General features: G+C 63.1%; 10 protein-coding genes, 1 tRNA gene and 1 pseudogene. 7 read left to right on the top strand and 5 right to left on the bottom strand.

From position 1 onward, the window contains the following. Positions 1-19 precede the first annotated feature (19 nt). Together GGQ88_RS00335 and GGQ88_RS00330 are read right to left on the bottom strand one after the other, a co-directional pair. The gene (locus GGQ88_RS00335) at positions 20-340 is read right to left on the bottom strand and encodes a DUF1905 domain-containing protein (protein WP_183611042.1); all 321 of its coding nucleotides are present in this window, start codon (positions 338-340) and stop codon (positions 20-22) included. Next, positions 337-1,233 carry a peptidylprolyl isomerase gene (locus tag GGQ88_RS00330; protein WP_183611041.1) on the bottom strand — a complete coding sequence of 299 codons (897 nt, stop codon included), beginning with the start codon at positions 1,231-1,233 and terminating at the stop codon, positions 337-339. The genes GGQ88_RS00335 and GGQ88_RS00330 overlap by 4 nt, the downstream gene beginning before the upstream one ends. 129 nt (positions 1,234-1,362) lie before the next feature. On the opposite strand from GGQ88_RS00330, the gene GGQ88_RS00325 reads away from it, so the two are divergent. Further along, positions 1,363-1,453: transfer RNA gene (locus tag GGQ88_RS00325), tRNA-Ser, on the top strand. A gap of 166 nt (positions 1,454-1,619) precedes the next feature. Beyond that, positions 1,620-2,150, top strand: coding sequence for a tyrosine-type recombinase/integrase (locus GGQ88_RS00320; protein ID WP_183611040.1), 531 nt, complete (start codon positions 1,620-1,622; stop codon positions 2,148-2,150). Here GGQ88_RS00320 and GGQ88_RS00315 read toward each other — a convergent pair. Beyond that, positions 2,034-3,239: pseudogene (locus GGQ88_RS00315) on the bottom strand (IS3 family transposase). The gene GGQ88_RS00320 and the pseudogene GGQ88_RS00315 sit on opposite strands and share 117 nt — an antisense overlap. A gap of 243 nt (positions 3,240-3,482) precedes the next feature. Between GGQ88_RS00315 and GGQ88_RS00310 the strand changes: the two are divergent. From GGQ88_RS00310 to GGQ88_RS00295, 4 genes are all read left to right on the top strand, one after another. Beyond that, positions 3,483-4,010, top strand: a complete 528-nt coding sequence (locus GGQ88_RS00310; RefSeq protein WP_183611039.1) for an RNA polymerase sigma factor — start codon at positions 3,483-3,485, stop codon at positions 4,008-4,010. Positions 4,011-4,048: 38 nt separating this feature from the next. Further along, complete coding sequence (locus GGQ88_RS00305) at positions 4,049-4,963, top strand: FecR family protein (RefSeq protein ID WP_183611038.1); 915 nt, start codon at positions 4,049-4,051, stop codon at positions 4,961-4,963. Position 4,964: 1 nt separating this feature from the next. After that, positions 4,965-7,376 (top strand): TonB-dependent receptor, encoded by a 2,412-nt coding sequence (locus GGQ88_RS00300; RefSeq protein ID WP_183611037.1) that lies wholly within the window; start codon positions 4,965-4,967, stop codon positions 7,374-7,376. 78 nt (positions 7,377-7,454) lie between these two features. Continuing rightward, complete coding sequence (locus GGQ88_RS00295; RefSeq protein WP_183611036.1) at positions 7,455-10,664, top strand: autotransporter domain-containing protein; 3,210 nt, start codon at positions 7,455-7,457, stop codon at positions 10,662-10,664. A gap of 446 nt (positions 10,665-11,110) precedes the next feature. Here GGQ88_RS00295 and GGQ88_RS00290 read toward each other — a convergent pair whose 3' ends face one another. Together GGQ88_RS00290 and GGQ88_RS21055 are read right to left on the bottom strand one after the other, a co-directional pair. Continuing rightward, positions 11,111-11,716, bottom strand: a complete 606-nt coding sequence (locus GGQ88_RS00290; protein ID WP_221214443.1) for a glutathione binding-like protein — start codon at positions 11,714-11,716, stop codon at positions 11,111-11,113. Positions 11,717-11,728: 12 nt separating this feature from the next. Next, the gene (locus tag GGQ88_RS21055) at positions 11,729-11,932 is read right to left on the bottom strand and encodes a glutathione S-transferase N-terminal domain-containing protein (protein ID WP_221214442.1); all 204 of its coding nucleotides are present in this window, start codon (positions 11,930-11,932) and stop codon (positions 11,729-11,731) included. 81 nt (positions 11,933-12,013) lie between these two features. On the opposite strand from GGQ88_RS21055, the gene GGQ88_RS00285 reads away from it, so the two are divergent. After that, positions 12,014-14,281 (top strand): EAL domain-containing protein, encoded by a 2,268-nt coding sequence (locus tag GGQ88_RS00285; protein WP_183611035.1) that lies wholly within the window; start codon positions 12,014-12,016, stop codon positions 14,279-14,281. Positions 14,282-14,421 lie beyond the last annotated feature (140 nt).

Genomic DNA, 14,421 nt, shown 5'->3' with positions numbered 1-14,421 from the left:
TGAGCTTGCTTGCGATCAGTTAAAACATCAGTTCGATTGTGAACGGCTCGCCTTCGACCAGTCCCTCGGCCTTGCGCACTGCTGCCTTGATCGGAACCATCCAGCCTTGCGCCTTGCTCGGGAACGCCGATGTCCGCCATTGCGTCTCGCCCACGCTCACCGAGACCTTGACCGATCCCCATCCGGCGCGGCGACCCGTTTCCAGCCGGTGCATCAACGCGGTCGCAGACAACGCTTCGCCGACTTCGCCATCGATCGGGGCGAAAAACCAGTCGCCCCCGTTAGCGCCGCCGGACCAACGCCAGAGCGTGGTTGTCAGTTCATAGGCAGCGTCGCTCACTTCTTGCGTCGCACCGGAACCTTGAGGTTGCAGATGTCGATCCCACCCGCAGGCTGGACGTAGAATGGCTCGCGATGATTGGCGCTGGCCTCGGCATAACGATCGAATGAGCCGCTGGTTGTCGAAAGATATTCGTAGCGCGGCAGATCGGGCACTTCGGTTGCCGGATGGAGCGCCACAATCGGCGTACGCTCCTCAACATTGGCATAGACCCCCATCGGCGCAGGCCCGCGCGGCAGGGACGAAAGGTGCTGCATGCCCTCGATCACCCGCCCAACGACCGCAAGATTCCGGTCCAGCTGGCGCGGCGCGTGGCCGATCACCGCATAAAGCTCGGCTCCGGTACCGCTATCGGGCGGATTGTCGCGGGCGACACCGATGCTGCCGTAGCAATGCACCGGCCAGCTCGACTTGGTCGAGTAGGCGATGGGCCAGCCTTCAAAGTAACCCGTAGACGGCGCATAAGCATCGCGCGAGGGCTGGCTCTGGCTGCTCATCACCCGCGCCGGCGAAACGTATTGTTCCTGCGGTACTTTGGCCAACCCGGCGGGTAGCGGCTTTGCCTTGGACTTGTCCTCGCCCTCTCCATCGCCCCACTGCGAAACCCAGTTGTCCTGCACCCGGTAGACCGAAAGGCCATCCCACCAGTGCGCGCCTGCCAGCTTGCGGATGTTCCCGACCCACCCTTGCGAGAACGGTGGCGGCATCAGTTGGATCACCACGCGGCGCGGGCGGCCCGCAGCATCGGACGCGAGGTCCATGACCAGCAGATCCTGCGGCGCGATCGTCTGCCAATCAGCGGCAGGCGAAGCCGCAACGATCTCTCCAGCGGAGGGCACCGGTTTGGCTACGGGCGAGGCCGCAGCAGCGGCGAGCATGAAGAACAATGACATTTGTCCATCATTGCAGGAACCGACGCCTTGCGGAAGCCGCCGCGTATCGCTAGGGCGCGCCTTCCAGAGCGTTTGGGTTGATTACCTGATTCATGGTTCGTGCAACACCACGGACGATCAGGCTCATGCGGAGCGGTGGCCGAGTGGTCGAAGGCGCACGCCTGGAAAGTGTGTATGGGTCAAAAGCTCATCGTGGGTTCGAATCCCACCCGCTCCGCCAGATACCCCTCCGCAGAGGGTCGCAGACGTCCACTCGGATTGACGTTTTTCCTTTGAAAACTGACACTTGACGGTCTGGCTGGCCATATTCGTCCACACGCGTCCCATTCATCGTGTGGTCTGATTCGTGGTCTCGGCATTGGAAAAACGTGGTCTCGGAGATGGCGATGTTGAACGATGCAAAAATCCGCGCGGTCAAGCCGCGCGACAAGGCTTTCAAGCTGACGGACAGCAACAGGCTCTATTTGCTTGTGCCTCCCAGCGGATCAAAACTCTGGAAGTGGAGCTATGTTTACGACGGCAAGCAAAAGACCCTGGCTCTCGGCAGCTATCCGCTGATCAGTCTCGTCCAGGCTCGCACACTTCGCGATGAGGCTCGGTCGCAACTTGCGGAAGGACGAGACCCATCGGTTATCAGGAAACTGAAGATTGAGGCCAATCTCGAAGCCGGCCGCAACACGTTCGAGCGCGTTGCACGCAAGTGGCACGAGAATGCCAGGAGCCAGTGGGCCAGAATACATGCGGACGACGTCATCAGAATTCTCGAGCGGGACGTGTTTCCGATCATCGGCGCGCTGCCCTTAACAGACCTGACGCCGCCGAAAGTTCTTGAAGTGCTCAAAATCGTAGAGGATCGGGGGGCGGTGGAGACTGCCAAGCGGTTGCGTCAACGCATCTCGGCCGTCAGGCATGCCTGACCCCATTGCAAAAATCGTTTCCGCGTAGCTGGCCGGGGTCTGGTATCCGATCGAGGAGTGCGGGCGGCAGGTGTTGTAGTCCGCCGCCCACTCCCGGATCACGGCACGGGCATGGTCGAGGCCGTGGAACAGGGTCTCGTTCAACAGCTCGTCCCGCATCCGCCCGTTGAAGGATTCCACATAGCCATTCTGCATTGGCTTGCCCGGTGCGATGTAGTGCCACTCGATCTCGTTATCCTTGCACCAGGACAAGATTTGCGTTGGCGGTCAACTCGGTCCCGTTATCACTGACGATCAGCCCGGGTTTGCCGCGCCATGCGATGATATCAGCCAGTTCGCGCGCTACTCGACGCCCTGAGATCGACGTGTCGGGGATCGCGGCGAGGCACTCTCTGGTCACGTCATCGACGATGTTGAGCACGCGGAACCGCCGGCCGCAGGCGAACTGGTCGTGGACAAAGTCCAGGCTCCAGCGGGCATTGGGCCGAGCTGCCACGAGGATCGGAGCCCGTGTGCCGACTGCCCTGCGCCGGGCCCGACGCTTGCGAACGCCAAGACCTTCTTCCCGATAGAGCCGGTAGACACGGTTGATCCCCGATGGCTCTCCTTCCCGACGCAGCAGGATGTGCAGCCGACGGTAGCCGAACCGACGCCGTTCATTGGCAAGCTCGCGCAAACGCTCGCGTAACTCCGTCTCCGGCGGCCGCCGGGACTGGTAGCGAACGCTCTTGCGATCGGCATTTATCACGCGGCACGCCCGCCGCTCGCTCATCCCGTGATGATCCCGGAGATGAGCAACCGCTTCCCGCTGTGCGACGGGCGTCACCATTTTTTTGTGAGAAGGTCCTTCAACGCCGCATTGTCCAGCATGGCATCCGCCAGAAGGCGCTTCAGCTTCGCGTTCTCGTCCTCAAACGAGCGCAGCCTCTTTGCCTCGGACACTTCCATGCCGCCGTACTTGGCCTTCCAGTTGTAGATCGTCGCCTCGGATATGCCATGCCGACGGGCCAGATCGCCAGTCTTCACGCCAGCCTCTGCCTCCTTCAGCACACCGATGATCTGCTCTTCGGTAAACCTCTTGCGCTTCATCTCGTCCGTCCTCGTCTGGGCCGGACTCTCATCACAACTGGAGGAAATTACCCGTGGCAGGTCAGTGGCGTTCTAATTTGTAACAAAAACGGCTTGCAACGTTTTCGCCGCACCGACTGACCCAGTGCACCACTGCAATGCCACACGCCCTCCACCTGCTCTGCGCGTGAACAGGACAGTGCTTTCATTCGGGTGCATCGCTCGCTATTTGACGCTCTCCCGCTTATTGCTACCGGTGCGAAGTTGTCGACTGAACCCTCTCTTGCCGGGCTTGAAGCGGTGTTTCTCGAGAACCGTGAAAAGCTGCTGCGCTTTCTTCGCAGTCGCGGGGCGGGAGACGCTGCCGAAGATCTCGTGCAGGAAATCTGGCTTCGTATTTCCGCCGCTGCGCCAGGTCCGATATCCTCGCCGTTGTCCTATCTTTTCCGCACCGCCGACATGCTGATGATCGACCGCTATCGCTCGGTGCGTCAGGCCGAAAAGCGGGACCGCGACTGGAGCGAACTGCATGCAGCTGGTGACGGAGAAGCATCCGACCAGCCCTCGGCCGAACGGCACCTCGTGGCACGGCAGGACGCAGCGCAAGTCATGGCGGCGCTCGAAAGCCTCGGGCCGCGCGTGGCGGGCGTGTTCAGGCGGCACCGGGTCGATGGCGTCCCCCAGCGGCAGATCGCCGAAGAATTCGGGATCAGCCTCAGCACGCTGGAAAGCGACATGCGGACCGCCTACCGGGCGCTCAGGGAATGGAAGGAGCGCCGCGATGAGGCCTGAGCCCGATGTCTCCGTCTTGCTTGCAGGAGACCGACGCGATGCTGCATGACGAGACGATTAGGGAGCGCGCGCTCGAATGGGCGGTACGCACGGGTGACCCCGAATTCACCGACTGGGACGCGTTCACCGATTGGCTGGACGAAGACCCGGCCCATGGCGCAGCCTATGACGTGGTCGCAGCCGCCGTCGCGGACGCGACCGATGTCTTTGTGACAGCCCCGGTGCCCGCGAACGACGATGTCCTGGTTCCGGCGCCCCAAGTCCGTCGCCGGTGGCTTCCGGGCGCGCTGGCGGCCTCGCTCGTGCTCGCGGTCGGGTTCGGGCTGTGGCAGGGCGGGGATAACCGCTACGCAGTCCAGACCGCACCCGGCGAGGTTCGCACGGTCACGCTCGCCGATGGCGGCAGCGTCGTGCTGTCGGGCGGCACCCGCATCGAACTAGATCGCAAGGACGCCCGCTACGCCCGGCTCGAAAACGGGCAGGCGCTGTTCAGCATCCGCCACGACGCGCGTAATCCCTTTGCCGTCGAAGTGGGTGAGGACAGGCTGGTCGACGCGGGGACGGTGTTCGACGTCGAACTCGACGATGGACGCATGCGTGTCGCGGTGTCCGAAGGGCTCGTGCTGTTCAATCCCGGCAAGGAAGACGTGAAAGTCGCGCCCGGCCATATGCTGGCCCGGCAAGGCGACAGTTACGCGCTCTCTAACGTGTCTCCCGAACAAGTCGGAGAATGGCGCTCTGGCCGCGTGACGTTCGACAACGCGCCGCTCGACATCGTGGCCGCGCGGCTTTCGCGCATGACCGGCGTGGCCTTCGCTGCGGAAGACCGCGGAGGCGCGTTCTCGGGTAGCATCCTGATCGCACCGCTACGCAAGGACCCGCAATCCTTGGCCGCGTTGCTCGGCACCACGATCCGCCGCGATGGCGAGCGCTGGATCATCGTTGCCGAATAATATGCGCCTGCTCCACCTCTCGTTGACTGCAGCGGTTGTCGTCGCTTCTCCGGCGCATGCCAGGGACGCGACGGTCGATACCACAGCGGGCCGCGCCGGGACGGTCGCAGTCACGCTGGCACGGCAGACGGGCACCAGCATCATCGTCGTCGATCGCGTCATCGCCGACCGGATGGTCCCGCCGATCAGGGGCCGCATATCAGCCGAGCGCGCCGTGCGCCAACTGGCACGCGCGGCGGGCGGCCAGGCCGTGCCTGCCGGTCCTTTGGCTTGGCGCATCATCGCTGCACCAGCGGCCAAACCCGCGGCGAGGGTCACGCGAGCGGACATTCCGCCGCGTCCGGTCACCGCCACTGCGCCCCTAGAAGGCCCACCGCCCGTCCCGATCCTTGTGGTCGGCTCGAAGCGCGGGCTGACGCTCGGCCAGTTTCCGGGACGGGTGACGATCATCGACGGCCGGGACCTTGCTGCAGGCGGCATTGGCGGCACCGAAAAGATCATCCAGCGCATCGCGACCGTGACCTCGACGCACCTCGGTAGCGGCCGCGACAAGCTGTTCATCCGCGGCATCGCCGATTCCAGTTTCAGCGGCTCGACCCAGGCCACTGTCGGGCAATATCTGGGCGACCTGCGCCTGTCGTACAATTCGCCCGATCCGGACCTGCGGCTGTCCGATGTCGACAAGGTCGAAGTGCTCGAAGGGCCGCAAGGCGCGCTCTACGGCTCGGGCTCGCTCGGCGGGATCGTGCGGATCGTGCCGCGCATGCCGGTACAGGGCAGCGCATCGGCATCGGCCCAGATCGGCGGCGCGCTGACGCAGCACGGCGGCATCGGCGGCGACGCCAGCGCCACGCTTAACCTGCCGATCGCAGGAGAGGTTGCCGCCCTGCGCCTGACCGCAGACGCCGCGCACGAGGGCGGTTACATCGACAAGCCCTTCGTCGGCAAACGCGATGTCAACGGTACGCGCATTCTTGGCGGGCGGGCGATCCTGCGGATCGAGCCCATGCCCGACCTCACTCTGGACCTGATCGGCTTCGGCCAGTCGACCCGCGCCGAAGACAGCCAGTACGCGGACCGCAATGGGCCCCCACTGGTCAGCTCGGCGCGCGTCGGCGAAGGCGCGCGTGCCGATTACGTGCAGGGACAGGTAGTGATCTCCACCCGGCTCGGCGCGGTACAGCTGCGCTCGAGTACGGGCGTCACGCAGCAGAAGCTCAACGAGCGCTACGATGCGACCGCGACGACCGGCGCGCCACGTGTCTTCGACCAGACCAACGACACCCGCATGATCGCGCACGAAACCCGGGTGTGGAGCACCACTGCGGACGGTACGGGCTGGCTAGCGGGCGTCAGCTACACGCACAACGACGCCCGGCTTGTCCGCCGCTTCATCGACGATGGCGTGGTGAACACGGCTACCGGCGTGCGCAACAGCGTCGATGAAATCACGCTTTACGGCGAAGCGAGCTTGCCGCTGCTGCCCGGTCTCACCGCAACCGGGGGCGGTCGTTATACGCATTCGCGATTGGGCGGTGCAGGTCTTGACGTCTCGGCGTTCCTTGCGCGGGCCATGTCCGAGGTGACGGCCAACCGCACGGAAGCGCGGTTCCTGCCGTCGGCCTCGTTGCTCGCTAGACTGGGACCCGAGACCGAGCTCTACTTGCGCTACCAGCAGGGCTTTCGCCCCGGCGGCCTTGCGGTGGAGAACGATTTCGTCCGTCGTTTCCGCAATGATCACACCGCGACATTCGAGTTCGGGGGCCGGTTTGGACGTCCGGACAGCGGCCCGTTCGATGTGGCCTTCAGCCTCTCCTACACCCGCTGGTCTGACATCCAGGCAGACTTCATCGATGCCGCCGGCTTACCGAGTTCGGCGAATATCGGCGATGGCCGGGTGTGGTCAGCAAGCCTTTCCGGCGGGGTCGCGCTGGCGCCCGGACTCAGGCTGGATGGCGGGGTCACGATAAATCACAGCCGCGTCGACGAGCCGGGACCTGCAGCATTGTTCACGCTTGCTGCCAACCTCGGGTATCGCGAACAGATTGCAGCGTTTTATGGCCGGACAACGCAGATCCCCAATATCGCGCGTTTCTCGGGCCGGGTCGGGATCGCGTGGAACCGGGACATCGGCCGCGACCTCGCGCTCGATCTGCGCGGATGGGCCAGCTACGTCGGTCGCTCACGGCTCGGTATCGGTCCCGAGTTGGGCGAGCCGCAGGGCGACTACCTCGACAGCGGTGCCATGGTGCGCATCGGGCGAGATGGCACGGGGGTCACGCTGGGGGTGACCAATATCGCCAATGCACGCGGCAACCGCTTTTCGCTGGGCACGCCTTTCAGTGTCGGTCGCGAACAAGTCACGCCGCTGCGGCCACGCACCGTCCGCCTGGGGTTCGACGCCAGCTTCTGAAAATAATTCCGGGGCCTGCCAAGGCTGCCCGCGCAGGTCTCCGTCTGCAGGTTCGAGAGACCTGATCAGAGGAAGCCCATGCGCCGTTACCTGCTTGCCACCACCGCCCTTGCTGCCGTTGCAGCTTCGCCCGTCGGCGCCGAGACGATCAGCACCAAGAAGACAGCACCGGTCCAGACCTCGACGATCAAGGCGGGTGCACCCGACGCGATCAGCATTACCGCCGAAGGTTCGGTCGAAATCATCGGCGGCAATGCCGTGACGATGGACAGCAACAACGCCGTCACCAACGCGGGCAAGATCGTTGTCAGCAACGGCGCCAATGCCAATGGCGGCGCGGGCATCGTCGCCAACGCCGGGACCAGCGGCGACATCGCCAATGCGGGGACGATAACGGTCGATGAGCCCTATGCCGCAACCGATGCAGACAAAGACGGCGACCTTGACGGTCCGTTCGCGGTCGGTTCGGGCCGCTATGGCATCCGTACCTTGGGTGATCACACCGGCAAGATCACCAACACCGGGACCATCACGGTGGAAGGCAACGATTCGGCAGGCATTGCGCTTGGCGGGAAGCTGACCGGCGCGTTCACTCATGATGGCAAGACGAGCGTCGTCGGCGACCGCGCGGTCGGCGTCGATGCGCGCCAGATCGACGGCAACGTGCGGCTTGCAGGCACGGTGACCGCGCAGGGCAAGGACGCCATCGGCGCGCGCTTCGGCGGCGACGTCAACGGTGCGATGGTCGTCCAGGGTGTCGTCAGCGCGACCGGCTACCGCTACCCCACCGCCCCGACCGATGCCACAAAGCTTGATGCCGATGATCTGCTCCAGGGCGGACCGACCCTGCTGATCGAAGGCAACGTGACCGGCGGCGTCGTGCTGGCCGTATCACCCAAAGACACTGACCCCGCCAAGCCAGACGAGGACGCTGACGGGATCGAGGACAGCAAGGAGGGATCGGCCAAGGTAGTATCCTACGGTTCGTCCGCAGCCATGGTCGTCGGCGCAACCGACCGCGCGATCACGCTTGGCCCGGTCGCTGGTACCGCCAGCGGCTACGGGCTGCAGATCGAAGGTTCGATCGAAGGCCTTGGCGTTTATGCCAATGTCGATGCCAATGGCCTCGTCCTCGGCGGGCGCGGCGGCACGGTAACCGTCGCCAACGGGATCGGCATCTCGGGCAACGTCAGTGCCGCTTCCAACGGCGCCAACGCAACTGCGCTGCGCATCGCGGGCGGCGCATCGACGCCCGAGCTGCGCAACTCGGGCACGATTTCGGCCACCGGCGCGAGTGCCGCGGGCAAGCTGGCCCAGGCCGTCGTGGTCGAAACCGGCGCAAGCCTTGGCACCATCCGCAACAGCGGCTCGATCAAGGCCGTCGCGGGCGAAAGCGGCGCTGCCGCAGCCATCGTCGATCGTTCGGGCGGGCTGAAGCTGGTCGAGAACAGCGGCACGATTTCGGCCACCGGTGCCAAGGCCGACAGCGGCCGCAACATCGCCGTCGATCTGTCCGCCAACACCACCGGCGCGACCATCCGGCAGACCGCAGTCGCATCGGGCGTGACCGCGCCAACGATCGTCGGCGACGTGCTGCTGGGCAGCGGTAACGACACGGTCGACCTTGCCGATGGCACGCTCGCCGGCGCGATCCGCTTCGGCGCGGGCAACAACGCGTTCACCGTCTCAGGCGATGCCGTCCAGACCGGCAACGTCACTTTCGGCGGTGGCAGCGATGCCATGAGCCTTGCTGGAACCTCGCAATTCGCAGGCGTGGCGGATTTCGGCGGCGGGGCTGACGCGCTGACGCTGTCGGGCACGTCGATCTTCGCAGGCTCGCTGGTCAACGCATCAGGTCTCAACGTCACGCTGAACGGCGGCACGCTGAACGTGGCCAAGCCCGCCGCAATCAACTCGCTGGCCGTGGGCACCGGCAGCGTGCTGGTCGTCACGCTCGACAAGGCGGCAGGGCTGGGCACGTCCTACACGGTCGCAGGAACGGCATCCTTTGCGAAGGACTCGAAGCTCGCGCTGCGGTTGGCAGACGTAGCCACCGCAGTGGGGCGCTATACCGTGCTGAGCGCGGGGACGCTGCAAGGCGCATCGAACCTCAGCGCCGACACCACGCTGGTGCCGTTCATGTTCAAGGCCAGCATTGCCAGCGACAGTGGCCCGAATGCCATTGCAGTCGACGTTTCCCGCCGTACCGTGACCGAACTGGGCCTTAACGGTTCTGAGGGTCGCGCATACGACGCGGTCTTTGCCGCACTTTCGAAAGATCAGGCGATCGAGGGCGTGTTCCTCGGCATCACCAATGGCGATGCGTTCCGCGATGCGGTGGCCAGGATGCTGCCCGATCACGCGGGCGGCGCTTTTGAGGGCGTCAGCACCGGCATCCGCAGCCTGACCCGGCAGATGCTCGATCCGCGCGGGTCGCTCGTCTACACCGGAAATGTCAGCATGTATGCGAACGCCGCGTTCTGGGGCGGTGACAAGAAGCGCGGCGATACGGCGGCGTTCAGCCTGAACGGATATTCCTGGTCCCTGATGGGTGAATATCAGACCGGGATCGGCGCATTCAGCGTGTCGGCGGCGTGGCTTTGGAATGAACATACGCGTTCGAGGGCCTCGACCGTCCGGTCGGATTCTTATGAGCTTGCGGGTGGTTGGCGCGGTAAAGTGGGGCCCATCAGCGCGTTCGGGCGCGCGTCGATCGGCACCAGCAAGTTTTCCAGCAAACGCACATTTGCAGGCGGCACCACCGCCTCGCCGATCGACAAGACGATCCGCGGCAAATGGAACGGATCGTTCGTCAGCCTGGCAGCGGGCATTTCGGGCGAAGGCGGCGGCTCGGTGTTCTTCTTCCGCCCTGCGGTCTCGATCGACTACGTGCGGTTGAAGGAGAACGCCTACAGTGAGAAGGATGGCGGCGCGGCGCTCGACCTGATCGTCGATGGCCGCAAGAGCGACGAAACTGGCGTCAATGCTGGCCTGACCCTGGGCGTCGACTTCTACGGCAACCGCAAGAACGACGACAACTGGCTGCGTCTCGAAACCGAAGGCGGTCGGCGCGAGATCGTTTCCGGAGGCCTGGGTGATACCACCGCGCGCTTCAAGGATGGTACGCCGTTCACGCTGAGCGGCGAAGGCTCGACCGATGGCTGGTTCGGCCGGGTGCGCATGTTCGGCGGCACCACCGGCTTCACGCTTGGCGGAGAACTGGGGGCCGAGCAAAGACACAAGGATGTCGCGCTCACCCTGCGCGGATCAATGCGTATCGGATTCTGACAAATGCCCTCGTCAGAATCTTGACCCAAGCGCATGAGCAGCGGTTCACCCCCCACCCTCCTCAAGAACGCGCTAAGGTCATCCCTCCCGCACCGATGGTAATAGCCACGATGCGGGGGGATTTTTCATGGTGCTCATAACGATTTGAAGCGGCGTTTCCCCGGATTATGATGTTCTGATGGCAGGCATTCCAACCGAACCGTCAAGGATCAAGAGGGAAGGGTGCTCCTCAGGCTGCGAGATCGGCAGATCGTGTCGCTGATCTCGTCAGGAGGTCCTTGTGTCTTTGTCGCGGTGGATACTGGGCACATGCGCCATGTCGAACGGCAGTTCTTGTCCGAACCGGATGTTCAGCGCTTCCCCGCCCGGCTCGCGAAGGGATAAAAATAGGTCAGTCGAAAGAGCGAGCAGCGCACTAACGAAAAGTTATTCAGCTATGAAGGCAATCAGGTTCTACGAATATGGTGGCCCGGAGGTGCTGCGCTACGAGCAGGATGTGCCCGAGCCGTTGCTTGTGCGCGATGCGGTGCTGATCGAAGCAGATGCAACGAGTGCAAATCCGCACGCGTGGGAAAGCGCGCCGGATCGGCCATAAGGGCTTCGATTCTTGCCTGCGCGGCGCGGCTTTCCGGGCTGTCGCCATATTCGGTTTGGGGATAGGGGATGCACCGTCCCCGTTGGACTGCAGGCCGGGCGCCGACACGATCGAACCAGGCCGACAGATGGGGATAGTCAGCCATGTCCTGCCCTTGCCACCCGTGATATTCGATCCAGGGGAAAAAGGAGATGTCGGCGATGCTATAGTCCGCCCCGGCGAAGTAAGGGCGTGTCGCCAGTTCCTCATCGAGCAGCGTGTAGATGCGGCGTGCCTCCCCGATGAAGCGATTGATCGAATAGGGCTCCGCCTCGGGCGATAGCAGCCGATACCAGTGGGCACTGCCGAGATAGGGCGCGTGCGTTGCCTGAAAGCTCGCCCATTTGAGCACATGATAGCGTTGCGCGCCCGATGCCGGAAGGAACAGACCGGTCTTTTCGGCGAGATAGATCAGCATCGTTGCCGATTCCTACAGCAGCAGCGGGCCGTCCGGCGCATCGTGATCGATCATCGCGGGGAGGAGGCCATTGGGACTTTTCGCCAGGAAGGCTGGCTGCTTATGCTCGCCAGCATAGGCGTTCACCCAGTGCCATTCATAGGGCAGGCCGACCTCTTCCAGCATGATTGAGACCTTGCCAGGGCTGGGCGCGCCCATGGTGAAAAGCTCTATCATCGCTCACTCTCCCTAGTTGGCATTAAGGTTTTGAAAACTAAAGGATAATAGAAGGGTCCATCGACGAGAAAGGTAACCTATGTGCTTCAGTCGTCTGGTGATCCACCGAGTTTTCGTCGTCAGTTTCAGCGTCAGATCCTGACGCCGATCAGCATTGTCATTTTTGCCATTGTACTGGTCGCAGCATTCGGCCTGTACTGGGCTGCCAGTACGAGCAACGCGGTATCCTTGGAGCGGCAGGCGGACATTACGCGACGGGGGCTTATCAGCAGCGCCGATCAGCTTAGCTATGAGCAGCAAGTGATAGGGAGGTGGGACGAACTTTCCCAACGTCTTTCTGCCGTCCCATTCGATACAAAATGGCTGGATGCTCATGTCGGTGCCTCGGCAATCGGGATGTTCCGGCACGACATTATCTTCATTGTCGATCACACGGGTCGACCAGTCTACGGCTACGACAGCGGTCAGTCCCTATCGCGGGAACGGTTTGCGGTATTTGCCGCCGACCTGAAACCAATGGTTGACGCAGTACGGGCACAAGCAGCGGTCGGACGAAGGCCCGATGCTGACAATGCGTCTCCGGCTGCTCGTCGATCAACGGAACTTACCCAGGCGGATACGATCTACGCCTCTTATACGACGCAAGTCGATGGCCGGCCTGCCGCAGCGGGCGCCATGCTGATCACATCGGGTGCCCGTGGGAATGCCAGCAATGCTCCGATTCTCGTCAGCGTCCGGTTCCTTGATGGCACCTTTCTTCGTGAACTCTCCGCCTGGAGCCTGATCGACAGCCCCCGATATTCCCGCTCACCCGTTGCGCGGCCCGGCGAGGCGACGGTGCCGTTCCTCAACGAGCGGGGTAAGCCGGTTGGCTATATTTTCTGGAAGCCCGAACTTCCCGGCAGCCGCATCCTCGGTGTACTAGGGCCGCTGGTTGCCACCCTCATACTCGTCATGATCAGCTTGATGGGTCTGTTGGTTCGTTCGCTCTGGAGGTCCGGCCACACGTTGGCTGGGCTCGTAGTTGATCTCCGAGCCAGCGAGGCTCAGGCCCAGCATCTTGCGTTCCATGATGTTCTGACCGGCCTTCCCAACCGCGCCTTGTTCGAGGGTCGGCTAGAGCAGGCTTTGGCACGCGCCCGGCGCGGCGAGTCATGCACGATCCTCGCGCTTGATCTTGATCGGTTCAAGCAAGTCAACGATACACTGGGACATTCGGCGGGCGATACGCTTATCAGGGAATTCGCAGCCCGCCTGAGCCGTATCGTGCGCGCCATGGATACGGTCGCGCGCATCGGCGGCGACGAATTTACCATCCTTCTGTGCGACACAAGCCGCGTTGAAGATATCGATCTGGTCTGTGAGCGAATCCTTGCGGCTGTGCGCCAGCCGTTTGAGCTGCTCGGCAGCGCAGTCTATGTCGGCGTAAGTATCGGCGTGGTGCTGGTGCCCGATGTCGGCACCGATCGCGGCGATCTCATGCGCAAGGCTGATATCGCGCTGTACCGGGCAAAGAGCGAAGGTAGGGATTGCTACCGGACGTTCACGCCTTCGATGGACGAGACGATCAAGCTGCGCAGTGAGATTGAGGAGGATTTGCGTCGCGCCCTTGCCAATGGGAACGAGCTCGAGGTTCACTATCAAGCCGAAGTCGATGCAGCGACAGGCACCATCGTCGGACTCGAAGCCTTGGTGCGCTGGCTGCATCCCACGCGTGGGCTTATGCTTCCAGAGCAGTTCATTCCGATTGCCGAGGAGACCGGCCTGATTTCCGTCCTGGGTGAAGGTGTGCTGGCGGAAGCCTGCCGTGTCGCCCGCAATTGCCCTGGGTTGTTCATTGCCGTAAACCTGTCCGCCATACAGTTCCGTTCCTCCGACCTTGCGGTACGGCTGATCGCCATCGCCCGAAACGCCGGTTGCGATCCCCGCCAGATCGAGCTCGAATTGACCGAGAGCGTCCTGCTGGACGAAGACGACACCGCGCGAACAACCCTCATCGCATTACGCGAAGCGGGTTTCCGGATCGCGCTCGACGATTTCGGTACTGGTTATTCGAGCCTCTCCTATCTGCGGGAATTCAAGGTCGACAAGATCAAGATCGATCGATCATTCACTCAGAACCTGGGACATGATGCCGAAGCAGCTGCCATCGTCACATCGGTCGTGACGCTCGGACACGCGATGGGCCTTACCGTGACCGCCGAAGGCGTGGAGAGCCGCGCACAGATGCAGCTTTTGGCCGCCGCAGGCTGCAACGAACTGCAGGGCTTTCTATTCTCGCGAGCGCTCCCGGAAAATGCCATTGCAGCGCTTCTCGCCAGCAACGCCAAGCTCAGAGATGTGGCTTAGCACGGGTGGACATCCGCCGTAACCACACCATTCCCGACGTCGCATCCAAGAAATCCTAACGGCGATGCCAAGCATCGGCCAAGATGTACTTTCCGATGTGGCATAATAATGCAGTGATTATTGGACTATTCTGCAGCAAG

Source organism: Novosphingobium hassiacum (assembly GCF_014196055.1).
Lineage (GTDB): Bacteria > Pseudomonadota > Alphaproteobacteria > Sphingomonadales > Sphingomonadaceae > Novosphingobium > Novosphingobium hassiacum.
This window is presented reverse-complemented; position numbering and strand designations above follow the sequence as displayed.

Excerpts from the sequence above, each read along its gene's own strand:
- GGQ88_RS00305 (WP_183611038.1), top strand. The coding sequence starts at position 4,049 with ATGCTGCATGACGAGACGATTAGGGAGCGCGCGCTCGAATGGGCGGTA.
- GGQ88_RS00320 (WP_183611040.1), top strand. The coding sequence starts at position 1,620 with ATGTTGAACGATGCAAAAATCCGCGCGGTCAAGCCGCGCGACAAGGCT.
- GGQ88_RS21055 (WP_221214442.1), bottom strand. The coding sequence starts at position 11,932 with ATGATAGAGCTTTTCACCATGGGCGCGCCCAGCCCTGGCAAGGTCTCA.
- GGQ88_RS00330 (WP_183611041.1), bottom strand. The coding sequence starts at position 1,233 with ATGTCATTGTTCTTCATGCTCGCCGCTGCTGCGGCCTCGCCCGTAGCC.
- GGQ88_RS00300 (WP_183611037.1), top strand. The coding sequence starts at position 4,965 with ATGCGCCTGCTCCACCTCTCGTTGACTGCAGCGGTTGTCGTCGCTTCT.
- GGQ88_RS00290 (WP_221214443.1), bottom strand. The coding sequence starts at position 11,716 with ATGCTGATCTATCTCGCCGAAAAGACCGGTCTGTTCCTTCCGGCATCG.
- GGQ88_RS00295 (WP_183611036.1), top strand. The coding sequence starts at position 7,455 with ATGCGCCGTTACCTGCTTGCCACCACCGCCCTTGCTGCCGTTGCAGCT.